Here is a 15579-nt window from a genome sequence, read left to right on the forward strand (position 1 = left end):
CTAGCGGCGATCAGGCAGCGTGCCCGTTTAGCATCGGAGATGGCAACAGCCCTGCCATGACGCGACAGCCCCTTGCGCGTGGCCGGGCAGCGACACACCTTCGACAAAAGGTATCCATGCGCCCATATCACGTGGCGATCGTCGGCTCGGGCCCCTCCGGCTACTTCGCCGCCGCTTCGCTCCTGAAGTTCGCAGACGCCACCGACGATGCGGATGTCCGCGTCGACATGCTGGAGATGCTGCCGACCCCGTGGGGGTTGGTGCGCTCCGGTGTTGCCCCCGACCATCCGAAGATCAAGTCGATCAGCGCCCAATTCGAGAAGACGGCGCTGGACCCCCGGTTCCGGTTCTTCGGCAACATCGTCGTCGGCGACCATGTGCACGCCGCCGAGCTCGCCGAACGCTATGACGCGGTGATCTACGCCGTCGGCGCCCAGTCCGACCGGGCGCTCGGCATCCCCGGCGAGGACCTGGACGGCAGCGTGCCCGCAGTCGACTTCGTGGGCTGGTACAACGCCCACCCCCACTTCCAGGAAATGGCGCCCGATATTTCGAGCGGTCGCGCCGTTGTTGTGGGTAACGGCAACGTCGCGCTCGACGTCGCGCGGATATTGGTCACCGATCCCGACATCCTGGCGGCCACCGACATCGCCGACCACGCACTGCAGTCCCTGCACGACCGTGGCGTCGAAGAGGTCCTCATCATCGGCAGGCGCGGACCGCTACAGGCTCCGTTCACCACGCTGGAGCTGCGCGAACTCGGTCACCTTGAGGGCCTCGGCGACGTCGACGTGATCACCGACCCCGCGGACTTCGCCGACATTACCGAGGAGGATCTCGAGGCTGCCGGCAAGACCGTGAAGAACAACATCAAGGTGTTGCGCGGCTACGCCGAGCAGAGCCCGAAGGGCGCCAAGCGCCGGATCGTGTTCCGGTTCCGCACCTCGCCCATCGAGATCAAGGGCACCGACCAAGTCGAGTCGATCGTGCTGGGCCGCAACGAACTGATCGAGGAGAACGGGCGAGTCTCAGCCAGGGACACGGGCGAACGGGAGGAGGTGCCGGCTCAGCTGGTGGTGCGCGCCGTCGGCTACCGCGGCGTCGAATTGAAAGGGCTGCCGTTCGACGACCGCAGCGGCACGATTCCGCACACCGCGGGCCGTATCGAGGGCAGTCGCAACGAGTACGCCGTCGGCTGGATCAAGCGCGGCCCCACGGGCGTCATCGGCAGCAACAAGAGCGACTCGCAGGAGACCGTCGACACCCTGATCGCGGATCTCTCCGGCGCCTCGCTGGCTGAATTCGGCGACGACCACGCCGAGCGGCTGGCGGAATGGCTGGTGGAACGTCAGCCCAAGGTGGTCACCGATGACCACTGGAAGCTGATCAACGAACACGAACGCTCATCCGGTGAGCCCCACGGACGACCGCGGGTGAAGCTGACCAGCGTGGCCGACCTGCTGCGCATCGGCCACGGCTAGTAGATCTCAGGCCCCGGTGCCGGCGCCTGTGGCGGGGCCGCGGTCGGTGCGAATCTCCAGTTGTCCGGATTTTTCGGCGAGTAGACGACGGGGAAGAGCTGCGACATCGTGGGCCACTGGTCGACGTCGACCGCGAGGCGTTGATAGATCACGTGCTCGTTGACCGTCGGTCCGTTGATGACACCCGTGATCGTGACGAACTGTTCTCCGGTGAGGTCGTCGGGCCGCGGGCTGACGCCGGTGACCAGCAGCTGACCCTGCATCCAGTCGCTACCTGCGCCGCGCCGCCTCATGATCCAGGGGGCCGCGATGGCCGCGAGTACCCCGAGCATCACCAGGACCATCGCGATTTCCCACACACCGACATGGTAGGACGTCACACATGAGTACGACGGTGGCCGATGACATGACCTTCGCACTGCAACTGGCTGAGGCGGCCGACGCGCAGACAATGGATCGTTTCGGCGCACTCGATCTGCGGGTGGAAACGAAACCGGACCTCACCCCCGTGACCGATGCCGACCGCTCGGTGGAGGAACTGATTCGTCAGGCGTTGTCGGAGAACCGGCCCGGCGATGTCGTCCTCGGCGAAGAATTCGGCGGCACAGCGGTTTTCGCCGGCCGCCAGTGGGTCGTCGACCCCATCGATGGAACCAAGAACTTCGTGCGCGGCGTACCGGTATGGGCCACGCTGATCGCATTGCTCGACGATGGCGTCCCCGTCGTGGGCGTCGTCAGCGCTCCCGCACTGCACCGCCGGTGGTGGGCCGGCCGCGGAGAAGGTGCGTTCACGTCGTTCGGCGGCCAGAGCCGGCGCATCTCGGTGTCAGGCGTCGAGCACATCTCCTCGGCGAGCTTGACGTATTCCGACCTGACCACCGGCTGGGACGAGCTGCGCCCACGATTCCTGAACCTGATCGATGAGGTGTGGCGGGTCCGTGGTTATGGCGACTTCTGGTCCTACTGCCTTGTCGCCGAGGGTGCGGTCGACATCGCCGTCGAGCCGGAGGTCAAGCTGTGGGATCTTGCGCCGCTCGACATCCTGGTGCGCGAGGCAGGCGGATCGTTCACGGGCCTCGATGGGACAGCGGGTCCGCACGGCGGCAGCGCGGTCGCCACCAACGGCCAGCTGCACGACGCCGTGCTGAGCAGGCTGAACGGCTAACCTCGCGGGTCGGCCGCACCGTCGAGCATGCCTCGTATCGCCTCCGGCGACAGGTGCTCCTTGCGGACGAAGCCCAGCGCCGGACTGGCGGCGATCAGTTCGCCGTACTCACTTTCGGAGTGGGTGGACGTCAGGATCACTTTCGTCGGCACGGGGCCGTTCATGATCTGCTCGGCAAGCCGGAATCCGCTTTCCTCGCCCAGCTTGAGGTCGACGATCGTGACGTCGGGTTGCTGCTTCTGCACGCACTCCAGCGCCTCGGCCGAGGAGGTCGCATATCCGACGACCGAAACTCCGCGGCGGTCAAGAAATTTGGCGGCCGTGACGAGAAATCCGGGATTGTCATCAACAATCACGCAGCGGACATCAACTGCCCCGGATTCCATGATCAAAGTCTGCCGATCGATCGCTTCAATGACATTCCGGGTAGCTGCAATTTGTCAGACGGGCTAACCAATACTGCGCAGGGAAATCTGCCGGGCCGTGATTTCAGCCCGCATCCGGCATACCCCCGGGAAGGTCGATTCGAACCGTCGTGCCCGTACCTTTCGGACTGTCACACACCAAGGTGCCGCCCAGCGCCTCGACGCGGTCGATCAGTCCGATGAGCCCCGAGCCGCGCGACGCGTCCGCTCCCCCTGCACCGTCGTCGCGAATCGTCATGTGCAGGTGGCCGTCTCCCAGCACAGCGCTCAATTCGACCACCGACGCGTTCGCATGCTTGGCGACGTTCGTCAGCGATTCGGCCGCGGCGTAGTAAGCCGCCGCCTCCACGGTCGACGCGAGACGCGTCTCGACATGCAGATCCAACTCGACCGGCACAGCGGATCGGCGGGCCAACGCCCGAAGCGCCGGCCCGAGGCCACCTTCGGACAGGATCGCCGGATGGATACCGCGCGACACCTCACGTAGATCCTCGACGGCCTCGATGATTTCGGCGTCGAGCGCCGCCATCGGCTCCCGTACCGGCGATGCCTCGGGCAGGTCCGCCTCGATGGTGCGCAGCTTCAACGCGAGCGTGATGAGCCGCTGCTGGATGCCGTCGTGCAGATCCCGTTCGATGCGGCGCCGCGATTCGTCGCCCGCCGCCACGATGCGCGCACGCGATGCCATCAGGTCGGAGTGGGCCTGCGCGTTGGCGATAGCCGTGCCGACCAGATCGGTGAACTCCCCCATCCGGACCTCGGTGTCCTCCAGAAGCGGGCGCTCGATATCCGACAGTGCGGTGATCGCACCCCACAGCGTGCCTCCGACGATGATCGGTGCGCCGACCGCGGAGTAGGTGCCCTCGGGCAGGTCCGGCGGCGAGACCTCCGTGCGGCGGGCAGGCATCCAGGTTTGACGGACGTGCGCGGCAACGGTCGCACCGATGTCGATTCGGGCACCTTCCGGTACGGGATCGCTTGTGCGCGCCCACGTTCCGCAAACCGTCGCGGTGCCGTCTGACTCGAACCGCAGAAGTCTGGTGATGTCGGCCCGCGCCAGCAGCCCGATCTCGTTCGCGACTGCGGTGAAGACCTCGTGCGAGGGCCGACCCTCGGCGACGAGCGTCGCGACGTGCCGCAGGGCGGTCTGTTCGTCGTTGAGGCGCCCCAACTCGGCGCGGTTGTGCTCAAGCGATTCCGCCATCGAGTTGAAGTTGCGCTCGAGCACCCCGATGTCGCCAGTGCCTGTCTGCGGCACACGGGCCTCCAGCTCGCCGGCAGCCAGACGTTCGGCCATCCGGGCGGTGCGACGGACCGGGCTGACGACCTCGCGCGCCAGATAGACGGAGCTCAGCGCGGTCACCACGACCGACAGGACCAGACTGGCGCCTGCGACGACGGTTGCCCGTCGGTACAGGCTGTCCGCCTTGGCCTGCTGTTCGGAGCTCTCGGCGTACTCGGTCGACAGAAAGTCGTCGAGCAGACGTCGAAGGGAATCCATCCGTCTCATGCCGTCTTCACTCGCGGGAAGGCCGCGCACCCACGGTTCGCCGCGGCGCGCGGCGTCGACGATCGGTACCGAATAGTCGTTCAGGTAGGACAGCGAGTCCCGTTCGAGTTGTTCGGCGCGCTTGGCCTGCTCGGGGTCGTCGACGATCGTGCGCAACTTCGTGAGTCGTTCCGAGATCCGCTGCCTGCCGGACTCCCACGGCGCGAGGAAACTCTCCTGCCCGGTGATGAGGAATCCCCGTTCGCTGGTCTCCATGTCGCCCAGCGCGCGCCGGACATCGCGTGCCGCGTACGCCTCCTCCGCGGAATTCACTGCGACGTCCCTGGCTCGGTCCACGCGTGCCATCGCGAAAAGGAGGAACAGGAAAGCGGAGGTGACGATAACGGCAAGCGCCACCGTCACCACGATCAACCGTGTTATCAATCCGCCGCGCACGCGGTCCACCTCGGACTAAGGGTCAACTAAGCGAGTATGCAGTGTGAGCCTGTTCCTGTGAATGGGCATACCTGACGTGGCCTCCGTGCACCGCGTAGCCTGACGGCGTCGGGGCGACGATTGGGGGGTTCTGCGTGCAGCAACTGAGTTGGACCGACGACATGATGTTGCGCGCCGAGCGGCCTGAGACGCCGATGCAGATTCAGATGTTGTTGATCTACGACCCGGCAACGGCGCCGGGCGGCCGGGTCACCTTCAAGGGCATCCTCGAAGAGATCGAGAGCCGCCTGCACCTCGCGCCGACCTTCCGGCGGCGGCTGACCGAGCTCCCCGGCGGCCTGCATATGCCGTACTGGGTGGACGATCCCAACTTCGATCTCGAGTACCACGTCCGCCACATCGCGCTGCCGCAGCCGGGAGACTGGCGCCAGCTGTGCATCCAGATCGCACGCATCCATGCGCGGCAGATCGACCTGCGTCGCCCACCGTGGGAGATGACGGTCATCGAAGGGCTGAACTCGGTACCCGGTGTCGCGCCGGGATCGTTCGCGGTGGGCGTGAAACTGCACCATTGCGCGGCCGACGGGATGGAAAGCGTCGAACTGCTCGCCGCCCTGCACGACCTCGCAGCCGACGGCCCCCGGCCTGCACCTCCCGAAACACCCTGGGCGCCAGGCGAAATGCCGTCAACGGCGACTCTGGTTTCGAGGACCGCGATCAATATCGCGCAGTACCCGTTGCGCGCAGGCGGCGTCGTCGTCCCCAGTGCACTGCGAGCCGTCCGCCAATTGGCCGGGCTACCGGCAAGACTGGCCGGTGGGGTCGCATCAGCATTGGACCCTCGGTCGGGCTCGTTGTTCGCACCGAACACCAGGTTCAACGGTTCCGCCTCACCTCACCGGGTTTTCGAGGCCCGCTTCCACGAGCTCGCGGACTTCCAACGCATCAAGGCGAGCGTGCCGGGGGCGACGATCAACGATGTGGCGGTCGCCTACGTCGGCGGGACGCTGCGGCGCTACCTCGAAGACCATGACGAGCTGCCGGACGAGACACTCGTGGCCGCCTGCCCCGCGTCCATCCGCGACTCGAGTGAGAAAGGCGCCGGTGGAAACCGGCTGTTCGGCAGATTGCAGTCGCTGCAGACGGATACGCCGGACCCGCACGCCAGGCTGTTGTCGATCGTGGCCGAGGCATCCGCGTTCCGCGAAAACTCCGATACGTCGAATTCAAGCCAGCTGATGGAGCTTGTGGGGCTGGTGCCCACCACGTTGCTCGGGCTGACGGTCAAGGCGGCGTCGGCGATGCCGTTCAGCGGTCCCGCGATCGCCAACACCACGGTCAGTAATGTTCCAGGCCCTGCGGACCCGATCTACTTCGCGGGCGCACGCCTTGTCCGCGTCACGGGCCTGGGACCGCTGATCGGCGGAATGAACCTCTTCCATGTCATCGCGAGCTACAACGGAGCGGTCTCGATGGGAGTCACCGCGGACCGCGACGCACTGCCCGACCCGGCCCACTACGCCGACTGCATGCAGGCAGCTTTCGATGAGCTCTTGGCAACGGCGGACTGACCGTTCTCCGCAGGCAGCATCGACTCGCTGTGCAGCCTGCTGCGATGAATGTGATTCAGGAACAGGCCGATTGCCCGTACCGCGGCGCTCGTGCGCGTGCCATCGGTGAGATCGAACCCATGCCCCGCACCCGGCAACTCGAGATAGCAGACGGGGCTGGCCGACACGCCACGTAGGCGCTCGACGAAGTGGCGCGCCTCCCCTACCGGGATGATCCCGTCACGGTCGCCATGGATGACGAGGAACGGCGGCGCCTGCGCGTGCACTCGGGCCACCGGCGACGCGTCCCGAAACACCTCGGGTTTACGCCGCTGAGGGCGCTTGACCACCACCCGCTCGAGGAAGTCCATGAACCGTGCGCGTTCGGGCGTCGACCGGTCCTCCCAGTCGTAACGGCCATAGAGGCTGACGACCGCGTCGACCGAGCAGTCGGTCGTCACCGCCGCCTGCCATTGCTCTTCGTCGGGTACCAGTCCCGCCAGGCTCGCCATATGTCCGCCCGCCGAACAACCCGCGACAGCCACAAACGTACGGTCGCCGCCGAATTGGTCGACATTCGCGCGCGTCCAGGCGATCGCGGTCTTCACGTCGATGATCTGACGCGGCCAGCGGTACCGGGGACTCGTTCGATATTGCAGCGAAACGCACACCCAGCCCTGCTCGGCGAGATGTGCCATCAAAGCGTGGCCCTGCAGCACCCGACTGCCGATCACCCACGCACCTCCGGGTACGAAGACGAGCACCGGGGCGGGCCCCTCGAGGTCGTCGCGCCGCCAGACATCGAGCAGCTGACCGGGCTCGTCGCCGTACGGAACAGACGCGCGGTGGACGAACCGTCGCTGTCGGCCCGCAGTCCGCCATGGCGTGCCGCAGTCGGCGATGGGCCCACGCCGTGCCAGCGCTTCGCCGGACACGACGCCACACAGCCCGGCCGTGACCAGATCGGCCAGCGCAGGCGCGTTGGCTCGGCGAGTGGACTCGCCTGGGCCCCGCGGACCCTTGGCCGACGACATCATGTCCGGTAGATAGCGAGCGCCCCAAACGCTCAGTGCAGCCATGCCGCCAACCGGTTCGAGGTAGCGGCCGATGACCGGCAAATGCGATGAGGCGGCACCGGCCGCGATGAGGTAATCCTCGGGCTTCGCGTGCAACAACCAGTTCGCGTTGGCGCGTATTTTCCGCCCGACCTGCCTGGAGCCTCGCGGGAGATCCATGTCCTGAAACATATGCCAGCCCCACCCTCTGCAAATCCAAATTGACGAAACCGTTATCAGCTAATTTGCCTGGTGTTCGCATGCTACGCCGGGATCGCGGGTGTTGGCATACATCATGCTCAGCAAAGTTTGAAAGATTGCCTGACACTGCCGGGGCGTCGTTGCCGAGAAAGGCTCTCACCTGTGAGTTAGACAACAGGAGCGGCTACCTTACTCGAAGGTCAGTTCCCATACCTTACTCTGGAGTCAGTTCCGAAAGCGCGAACGACAACCCCAGAGCGAGGCAATCGCAATGACCAACACCCTGCCCCCGAAAAACGGTGCCACACCACGTCGAAAGCGTGCGGACAAGGAAAGCGCCGTGGGCCTGCGCAAGCACAAGCGCTCCGCGACAGACCTGGGCCTGGCCATCGTCACGCCGCTGGTCGGCCAGGAATTCCTGGACCGCTACAACCTGCGGGACCCCCTCAATCGCGGCCTGAAGTACGGGGTCAAACAGGCGTTTTCGGTCGCCGGTGCGGCGACCCGCCAGTTCAAGCGCGTATCCAGCGCCAAAAGTGGACCGACGCGGTTGAAGAAGAGCGGGACGGACTACTTCGATCTGACCCCCGACGACGAGCAGAAGATGATCGTCGACACGGTGAGCGAGTTCGCCGAGGAGGTCATCCGCCCGGCCGCTCACGATGCCGACCACTCCGCGACCTATCCGCCCGACCTGGTCACCAAGGCCTCCGAGCTCGGCATCACGGCGATCAACGTCCCCGAGGACTTCGACGGAATTGCCGCCCATCGCGCAGCGGTCACCAACGTGCTGGTCGCGGAGGCGTTGGCCTACGGCGACATGGGACTCGCATTGCCGATCCTGGCGCCCGCCGGCGTCGCGTCGGCGCTCACCCACTGGGGCAGCGCCGATCAGCAGGCGACGTACCTGAAGGAGTTCGCCGGGGAGAACGTGCCGCAGGCGTGCGTGGCGATCTCCGAACCGCACCCGCTGTTCGATCCGACCGCACTCAAGACCACCGCGGTGCGCACCCCGAGCGGTTACCGCCTTGACGGAGTCAAATCGCTGGTGCCTGCTGCCGCCAACGCCGAATTGTTCATCGTGGCAGCACAACTCAACGGTAAGCCGGCGCTGTTCATCGTCGAATCGTCGTCGAAGGGTGTCTCCGTCACCGCCGATCCGAGCATGGGGATCCGCGCGGCGGCACTCGGACAGGTCGAGCTCGACCACGTCACCGTGCCGCTGTCGGCGCGCCTCGGCGAGGACGAGGCAACCGATGCGGACTACTCGGAAGCCATCGCGCTGTCACGCCTGGGATGGGCGGCACTGGCCGTCGGCACGTCGCACGCGGTACTCGACTACGTGGTGCCATATGTCAAGGAGCGGAACGCATTTGGCGAGCCGATCGCGCACCGGCAGGCCGTGGCGTTCATGTGCGCCAACATGGCGATCGAATTCGACGGTCTGCGGCTGATCACCTGGCGCGGCGCCTCGCGCGCCGACCAGGGGCTGCCGTTCGCCCGCGAGGCGGCGCTGGCCAAGCGACTCGGCGCCGACAAGGGCATGCAGATCGGGCTGGACGGCGTCCAGCTGCTCGGTGGCCACGGCTATACCAAGGAACACCCGGTCGAACGCTGGTACCGCGACCTTCGCGCGATCGGCGTCGCCGAGGGCATCGTAATTATTTAACAGAGTCGTTATTCCTTAGACCCGAAAGTCGGACCATGGCAATCAATCTGGAACTGCCGAAGAAGCTCGAAGCGGTGATCGAGAAGGCGCATCAGGGTGCCGCCGAGATGCTGCGACCGATCTCACGCAAGTGGGATCTGCGCGAGCACGAGTATCCCGTCGAACTCGACACGCTGGCCACCCTGTTTGAGGGCATCTCACAGGCCAACACCGTCGCCTTCGCCGGCGCCGAGGCGTTCGCAGCCGGTGAGGCCAGAGACACCAACCACAACGGCGCCAACATGTCGGCCGTGCTCAACGTGATGGAAATCAGTTGGGGCGACGTGGCTTTGATGCTCTCGGTGCCGCGCCAGGGCCTCGGTAACGCCGCCATCTCCAGCGTCGCCACCCGTGAACAGCTCGAAGGGCTGGGCAACGACGTGTGGGCGGCGATGGCGATCACCGAGCCGGGCTTCGGCTCCGACTCCGCCGCAGTGACGACCACCGCGAAGCTCGACGGCGACGAGTACGTCATCAACGGCGAGAAGATCTACGTCACCGCCGGGTCCCGCGCCACCCATATCGTCGTGTGGGCGACGCTGGATAAGTCGTTGGGCCGCGCGGCGATCAAGTCGTTCATCGTCCCACGCGAACACCCCGGAGTGACCGTCGAGCGCCTCGAGGACAAGCTCGGCATCAGGGCGTCCGACACCGCGGCCATCCGCTTCGACAACGCGCGTATCCCCAAAGAGAACCTGCTGGGCAGCCCGGAGATCCAGGTGGAGAAGGGTTTTGCCGGGGTCATGGAGACCTTCGACAACACCCGTCCGGTGGTGGCCGCGATGGCCGTCGGTATCGCCCGCGCCGCACTCGAGGAGTTGCGCAAGACCCTCACCCAGGCCGGTGTGGAGATCTCCTACGACAAGCCCTCACACGCGCAGAGCGCGCCCGTCGCGGAGTTCCTGCGGATGGAATCGGACTGGGAGTCGGCGTATCTGCTGATGGTGCGCTCCGCCTGGCAGGCCGACAACAACATCCCCAACTCCAAGGAAGCGTCGATGGGCAAGGCCAAGGCCGGTCGCGTCGCCAGCGACATCACGCTCAAGACGGTCGAATTGGCAGGCACCGTAGGCTATTCCGAGCAGACGCTGCTCGAGAAGTGGGCCCGCGACAGCAAGATCCTCGACATCTTCGAAGGCACGCAACAGATTCAGCAGCTGGTGGTGGCTCGACGGCTGCTGGGCCTGTCGTCGTCCGAACTGAAGTAAACGCTTTCCGCGCGCTCAGAACCCGTCGTGCACGGCGACGCGGGTCCGGCCGGTGACGCCGCCGCCGACGATGGTGCGCAGCGTGTGCGGCGCCTCGAGCACCGAGACGTCGTTGGTGATCTCCTCGAGGTGACCCGGCTTGAGCTCGCCGGCGAGCTGGCGCCACACCTCGCGGCGCGCGGCGATCGGCAGCTGAACCGAGTCGATACCCGCCAGCGTCACACCGCGAAGGATGAACGGCATCACCGTCGTCGGCAGGTCTGCCGATCGGGCGAGGCCTGAAATTGCGGCTGTACCACCGTAATTCAAGGTGCTCAGCGCGTAGGCCAGCGTGTCACCGCCGACGCTGTCGACTACTCCGGCCCATTGCGACTTGCCGAGTGCCCGGACCTTCTCGCCCTCGGCGGGCAGCCGGCCGATCACCTGAGTGGCGCCCAGTGCCATCAGCCAGTCGTGCGCGTCGGACTTGCCCGTCGACGCGACCACCTCGTACCCGAGGCCTGCCAGCAGGTCGACACTGACGCTGCCCACTCCCCCCGTCGCGCCGGTGACAAGGATCGGGCCGTCCGCGGGTTGGACCCCCGCCGCGCGAATCGCGTTGACGCTCATCGCCGCAGTGAATCCCGCCGTACCGATGGCGGCGGCCTGCGCCGTGGTCAACTCGTCGAGCTTCACGACGAATTCGGCCGGGTAGCGGGCGGTGTCGGCGTAGCCCCCGTGGCGACCGGTGCCGATGTCGTACCCGTGGGCGACGACGCGGTCGCCGACGGCGAAGTCGGAGGACGAGCTCGCGGTCACCGTTCCGGCGACGTCGATACCGGGAATCAGCGGGTACTCCCGCGCCACACCACCCTTCGGGGTGATGGCCAACGCGTCCTTGTAGTTGATCCCCGAGTACTCGACGGCGATCTGCACGTCGCCGTCGGGCAGGAAGGACGTGTCGACGACCTCGTGCTCCAGCGTGATGGATCCCTCGGCGTCCTGATGTGCGACCAGCGCGTTGACTTCAGACATGCAACTCATTCTGCCTGGGCCCACACCGATGGGCCCACGCGCAAGCTGGGGAGTAGGGGAACGCAAAAGTCCCCGATCACCCGGGCGAGCCGAGTGAGTCGGGGACCTTGCGTCTGTGCTTGTCAGCCGAGGTGCGAGATCAGATCAGGCTTCATGGCCTGAAGCTGCTGACCCCAGTACTCCCAGCTGTGCGTGCCGTAGGCCGGGAAGTTGAACACGGCGTTGTTGCCGCCCGCGGCGATGTAGTTGTCGCGGAACGTCTCGTTGGTCCGGATTGTCAGACCTTCGAGGAACTGCGCGGGCATGTTCGCGCCGCCCAACTCATTGGGGGTGCCATTACCGCAGTAGACCCATAGGCGCGTGTTGTTCGCGACGAGAGTAGGAATCTGCAGCATCGGGTCATTGCGCTTCCAAGCGCTGTTCGGATCTTCGGTCGGGCCCCACATGTCGTTGGCCTTGAATCCACCCGCGTCACCCATCGCCATGTTGATGAGGAACGGCCACTGCCCTTCGGACGGGTTGAGGAACGCCGACAGTGACCCGGCATAGACGAACTGGTCCGGGTGATAGACCGAGAGAATCATCGCCGAGTTACCCGCCATCGACAGGCCGACCGCGGCGTTACCCGCGGTGGAGACCCCTCGTTCGGAGGACAGCCACTGGGGCAGCTCGCTGGTCAGGAACGTCTCCCATTTGTACGTCTGGCAGCCGGCTTTGCCGCATGCCGGCGCGTACCAGTCGCTGTAGAAGCTGGACTGGCCTCCGACCGGCATGATGATCGACAACGGGGTGTCGTAAAACCACTCGAACGCCTGGGTCTCGAGATCCCAGCCGTTGAAGTCGTCACGGGCGCGCAGACCGTCAAGCAGGTAGACGGCATGCGATCCGGTGCCCTTCTGGAACTGGATCTTGATGTCGCGGCCCATCGACGGCGAGGGGACCATGAGGTACTCCACCGGCAAGCCCGGCCGGGAGAACGCCCCAGCGGTGGCTGACTGCCCGATGGTGCCCACTACGCCTGGTAGCAGGGCTGCCGCTACGGCACCCACCACGATCCGGCGCGCCCAGGGGCCTCGAAACTTGTCAATGAAGCTCATACTGCAAACCCATCCATCTTCCGGTTTCCGCATACCTTTTCCCACGATCGGGTGATCGTCATCGACAGCGCAGCATTGTTTTCACTGCGTTGTCGCGTCCGCCCGACTGAGCCCGGTGGCCATTGAACGGACCGAGAAAATTTCAGTTGTCGCGTGTGCAGTAAAACATGTGACCAGCACGGGAGAAAGCCCGACCGGCGCGGGTTGCGTGATTCCTGTGAATACGACGCCGGCCGTCTACATCTTCGTGACCTGCCGTTCGCATCGTAGGCTGAAGGGCATGGCAAAGGCTCGCGCCACCCGCCTGGCCGTCGACGACTGGATCCAGGCCGGCTACGCGGTCCTTGCCCAAGAGGGCATCAAATCTCTCAAGATCGACCGGCTGTGCGAACGCCTCGGCGTGACCAAAGGCAGCTTTTACTGGCATTTCACCGATATCGCGAGCTATCGCATCGCTCTGGTCGACGCGTGGGGCGCCTCCCGAGACGAGGAGCGACGCCACTTCGGCGAGCCGACCGACACGCCGCCTCGGGAGCGGCTCTCGCAAATGATGACAACGCTGGTGGACGCTCGGCACTGGACGCTCGAGCGCGCCATGCGGGAGTGGGCCCGCACCGACGAGGCGGTCGCCGCCAGTGTGCGTGCCGCGGACGGGCGAGTCCTCGGCGCTGTCCGCCAGGCATTTCTGGATTACGGGTTCGATACCGACGAGGCCGACCTGCGGGCGGCTGCCACATTCGCGGCCGGAATCGGGTTCCTGCACCTGTCCGGGCCCCAGCCCAGCTCCCGGGGAGCGGGACGGCGGGAACGCTTCCTCGACATCATGCTGGCGCGCTGACGGCGGAGTTCCGTCGGCGCGCGCTGACGGCGGAGTTCCGTCGGCGCGCGCTGGCTGGCGATCTCGGCCGAGTCTGCTGCGAGTCTGTCCCGAACACGCCGAAATCCGAGTTTTGCAGGCACTTACTCGCACTTTCCCTGCAAAAGTCGGTTTTCGGCGTTGGGGGTCGCAATGAGTGTCGGGGGCGCGGCGCAATGCCCGCGAATGAGGCTGCCCCGGCAAGAGTTCCGTACTAAAAAGTATGGTAACGTCGCGGCCATGACCGCGGTTTCAGATACCCCGGCCATCACCGCCGAGTTCGTCGCGCGGCTGGGTGACCGGGCGCAGGAGGCCGAACAGTTGCGCCGGTTGCCCGCCGACACCGTCGCCGACCTCACCGCTTCCGGCTTCACCGAGCTCTTGGTGCCTGCCCGTTTCGGCGGTGCGCAGGCCGAGTGGCCTGCGATCCTCGACCCGGTCCGGCGGATGGCACACGGTTGCGCGTCGAGTGCGTGGACCATCGGTTTCTACGCGCTGCACAACTGGATTCTCGCCCTGTTCGACGAGCGTGCTCAGGAGGAAGCGTTCGCGACGCGTCCATTCCTCGCGCCCGCGCCCCTTGCGCCGACGGGTCGAGGGGTCCCGTCCGGCGACGGCATCCGGCTGACCGGCCGGTGGTCGTGGGCGACGGGCGTGATGGACGGCAACTGGATCATGGTCGGCGCACTGTGCGGGCCCGACGACGCTATTTATCCGGCGTTGGCGCTGCTGCCCATCGAGGACGTCCGCATCGAGGACGTCTGGCACACCGACGGTATGCGGGCGACCGGATCCAACGATGTCGTCATCACCGATGCATTCGTCCCGCAGCACCGCCTTGTCCGGGTCGCCGACATCTATTCCGGCACCGCGCCCGGCGCCGGGCTGCACGATGCCGACACCTACCGATGGCCGATGGTGCCCGCACTGTCGCTTCTGGCGGCGATGCCGGCGCTGGGCAGCGCCGAGCGCGTCGCCGAGATCTTCGCCGACCGGCTCGGCGAACGAGTCCTCGCGTACGAGGGCGTCGCACAGAAGGACAAGCCGCTTGCGCAGGCACGGCTCGGCGAGGCGCGGGTCCGGCTGCGCGCGCTGCGCGGGCTGCTCGCCGACACCGTCGCCGACGTCGAAACCGTCGTCGCCTCAGGGGACCCCGTCCCACGGCCGGTGCGCGCCGAGGCACGGCTCGCGGCCGCGCACATCGTGCATGAATCGCGGAACGTGATCGCCGGCCTGCTCGAGGCGTCGGGCGCCAGCGTTCACTTCACCGGCAACCCGCTGCAGCGCATCAAACGAGATGTCGACGTCCTCGCCGGTCACGTGGTGTTCGACTACGACACCAGTCGCGAACTCGCCGGAGCGCTCACACTGGGTATGAAGGTCTCGCGCACCGCGATGGTCTGACGAAGGGGAACCATGGCCGACGATCGACGCGATCAGATCACGAAGATCTTCCAGAAGAATGTGGCGAACCGGCTGATGAGACTGATGCCGTTCCAGACGCTGCTGGAAACGACCGGACGCAAAACCGGCGAGCCCCGCCGCACACCGCTGGGTGGACGCAAAGAAGGCAACCAGTTCTGGTTCGTCTCGGAGTTCGGCGACAAGTCGCAGTACGTCAAGAACATCCAGGCCGATCCGAAGGTCCGGGTCAGGCTCAACGGCAGATGGCACAGCGGCACGGCCCACCTGGTGCCCGACGACGATCCGCATGCGCGGCTGCAATCGCTGCCGCAGTTCAACAGCTTCGGCGTGCGGACCTTCGGCACCAATCTGCTGACCATCCGGGTGGATCTGCAGAGTTGACTTCGGGGGTTGACCCCGGAATAAAAATAAAACTAAAGTCAGTTTTAGTTCGGGTCTGGTTTCGGATC

14 protein-coding genes are annotated in these 15579 nt (G+C 65.9%); 8 read left to right on the top strand and 6 right to left on the bottom strand.

Annotation, left to right across the window (positions count from 1 at the left end; all coding sequences use genetic code 11):
- Positions 1–116: 116 nt before the first annotated feature.
- Positions 117–1481, top strand: a complete 1365-nt coding sequence (locus tag AB4Z42_RS09015) for an FAD-dependent oxidoreductase (protein ID WP_442008768.1) — start codon at positions 117–119, stop codon at positions 1479–1481.
- Here the strand turns inward: AB4Z42_RS09015 and AB4Z42_RS09020 are convergent.
- Positions 1478–1840: a hypothetical protein gene (locus tag AB4Z42_RS09020; protein ID WP_442008769.1), complete on the bottom strand. Its 363-nt coding sequence runs from the start codon at positions 1838–1840 to the stop codon at positions 1478–1480. The two genes, AB4Z42_RS09015 and AB4Z42_RS09020, sit on opposite strands and share 4 nt — an antisense overlap.
- A gap of 23 nt (positions 1841–1863) precedes the next feature.
- Here AB4Z42_RS09020 and hisN point away from each other — a divergent pair, with 23 nt between their 5' ends.
- Positions 1864–2646, top strand: a complete 783-nt coding sequence (gene hisN, locus AB4Z42_RS09025; protein ID WP_442008770.1) for a histidinol-phosphatase — start codon at positions 1864–1866, stop codon at positions 2644–2646.
- Here the strand turns inward: hisN and AB4Z42_RS09030 are convergent.
- Together AB4Z42_RS09030 and AB4Z42_RS09035 are read right to left on the bottom strand one after the other, a co-directional pair.
- Complete coding sequence (locus AB4Z42_RS09030) at positions 2643–3032, bottom strand: response regulator transcription factor (protein WP_442008771.1); 390 nt, start codon at positions 3030–3032, stop codon at positions 2643–2645. The two genes, hisN and AB4Z42_RS09030, sit on opposite strands and share 4 nt — an antisense overlap.
- Before the next feature lie 103 nt (positions 3033–3135).
- The gene (locus AB4Z42_RS09035; RefSeq protein ID WP_442008772.1) at positions 3136–5016 is read right to left on the bottom strand and encodes a CHASE3 domain-containing protein; all 1881 of its coding nucleotides are present in this window, start codon (positions 5014–5016) and stop codon (positions 3136–3138) included.
- A 134-nt stretch (positions 5017–5150) separates the two neighbouring features.
- Here AB4Z42_RS09035 and AB4Z42_RS09040 point away from each other — a divergent pair, with 134 nt between their 5' ends.
- Entirely contained in the window at positions 5151–6587 is a 1437-nt protein-coding gene (locus tag AB4Z42_RS09040) for a WS/DGAT/MGAT family O-acyltransferase (RefSeq protein WP_442008773.1), read from the top strand.
- On the opposite strand, the gene AB4Z42_RS09045 is transcribed toward AB4Z42_RS09040, so the two are convergent.
- Positions 6533–7801, bottom strand: a complete 1269-nt coding sequence (locus AB4Z42_RS09045; protein ID WP_442008774.1) for an alpha/beta hydrolase — start codon at positions 7799–7801, stop codon at positions 6533–6535. The genes AB4Z42_RS09040 and AB4Z42_RS09045 overlap by 55 nt on opposite strands.
- 292 nt (positions 7802–8093) lie before the next feature.
- Here AB4Z42_RS09045 and AB4Z42_RS09050 point away from each other — a divergent pair, with 292 nt between their 5' ends.
- The gene (locus AB4Z42_RS09050) at positions 8094–9491 is read left to right on the top strand and encodes an acyl-CoA dehydrogenase family protein (RefSeq protein WP_442008775.1); all 1398 of its coding nucleotides are present in this window, start codon (positions 8094–8096) and stop codon (positions 9489–9491) included.
- 35 nt (positions 9492–9526) lie between these two features.
- A complete protein-coding gene (locus AB4Z42_RS09055) occupies positions 9527–10738 on the top strand; it encodes an acyl-CoA dehydrogenase family protein (protein WP_442008776.1) in 1212 nt (403 codons plus the stop codon).
- Between the two features lie 15 nt (positions 10739–10753).
- On the opposite strand, the gene AB4Z42_RS09060 is transcribed toward AB4Z42_RS09055, so the two are convergent.
- Positions 10754–11752 carry an acrylyl-CoA reductase family protein gene (locus tag AB4Z42_RS09060; RefSeq protein ID WP_442008777.1) on the bottom strand — a complete coding sequence of 333 codons (999 nt, stop codon included), beginning with the start codon at positions 11750–11752 and terminating at the stop codon, positions 10754–10756.
- 122 nt (positions 11753–11874) lie between these two features.
- Complete coding sequence (locus AB4Z42_RS09065) at positions 11875–12849, bottom strand: esterase family protein (RefSeq protein ID WP_442008778.1); 975 nt, start codon at positions 12847–12849, stop codon at positions 11875–11877.
- A gap of 280 nt (positions 12850–13129) precedes the next feature.
- Between AB4Z42_RS09065 and AB4Z42_RS09070 the strand changes: the two genes are divergently transcribed.
- From AB4Z42_RS09070 to AB4Z42_RS09080, 3 genes are all read left to right on the top strand, one after another.
- Positions 13130–13687 carry a TetR/AcrR family transcriptional regulator gene (locus tag AB4Z42_RS09070; RefSeq protein ID WP_442008779.1) on the top strand — a complete coding sequence of 186 codons (558 nt, stop codon included), beginning with the start codon at positions 13130–13132 and terminating at the stop codon, positions 13685–13687.
- Positions 13688–13945: 258 nt separating this feature from the next.
- On the top strand, positions 13946–15109 hold the full coding sequence (locus AB4Z42_RS09075; protein ID WP_442008780.1) for an acyl-CoA dehydrogenase: 1164 nt from the start codon (positions 13946–13948) through the stop codon (positions 15107–15109).
- Positions 15110–15121: 12 nt separating this feature from the next.
- Positions 15122–15511, top strand: coding sequence for a nitroreductase/quinone reductase family protein (locus AB4Z42_RS09080; protein ID WP_442008781.1), 390 nt, complete (start codon positions 15122–15124; stop codon positions 15509–15511).
- Positions 15512–15579 lie beyond the last annotated feature (68 nt).

Origin of the sequence: Mycobacterium sp. 2YAF39 (assembly GCF_052114565.1) — a bacterium.
GTDB lineage: Bacteria > Actinomycetota > Actinomycetes > Mycobacteriales > Mycobacteriaceae > Mycobacterium.

Bases quoted from the DNA above. Each gene is read 5' to 3' on its own strand.
- AB4Z42_RS09050 (WP_442008775.1), top strand. From the start codon at position 8,094: ATGACCAACACCCTGCCCCCGAAAAACGGTGCCACACCACGTCGAAAG.
- AB4Z42_RS09080 (WP_442008781.1), top strand. From the start codon at position 15,122: ATGGCCGACGATCGACGCGATCAGATCACGAAGATCTTCCAGAAGAAT.
- AB4Z42_RS09030 (WP_442008771.1), bottom strand. From the start codon at position 3,032: ATGGAATCCGGGGCAGTTGATGTCCGCTGCGTGATTGTTGATGACAAT.
- AB4Z42_RS09055 (WP_442008776.1), top strand. From the start codon at position 9,527: ATGGCAATCAATCTGGAACTGCCGAAGAAGCTCGAAGCGGTGATCGAG.
- AB4Z42_RS09060 (WP_442008777.1), bottom strand. From the start codon at position 11,752: ATGTCTGAAGTCAACGCGCTGGTCGCACATCAGGACGCCGAGGGATCC.
- AB4Z42_RS09045 (WP_442008774.1), bottom strand. From the start codon at position 7,801: ATGGATCTCCCGCGAGGCTCCAGGCAGGTCGGGCGGAAAATACGCGCC.
- AB4Z42_RS09065 (WP_442008778.1), bottom strand. From the start codon at position 12,849: ATGAGCTTCATTGACAAGTTTCGAGGCCCCTGGGCGCGCCGGATCGTG.
- AB4Z42_RS09070 (WP_442008779.1), top strand. From the start codon at position 13,130: ATGGCAAAGGCTCGCGCCACCCGCCTGGCCGTCGACGACTGGATCCAG.
- AB4Z42_RS09015 (WP_442008768.1), top strand. From the start codon at position 117: ATGCGCCCATATCACGTGGCGATCGTCGGCTCGGGCCCCTCCGGCTAC.
- hisN (WP_442008770.1), top strand. From the start codon at position 1,864: ATGAGTACGACGGTGGCCGATGACATGACCTTCGCACTGCAACTGGCT.
- AB4Z42_RS09075 (WP_442008780.1), top strand. From the start codon at position 13,946: ATGACCGCGGTTTCAGATACCCCGGCCATCACCGCCGAGTTCGTCGCG.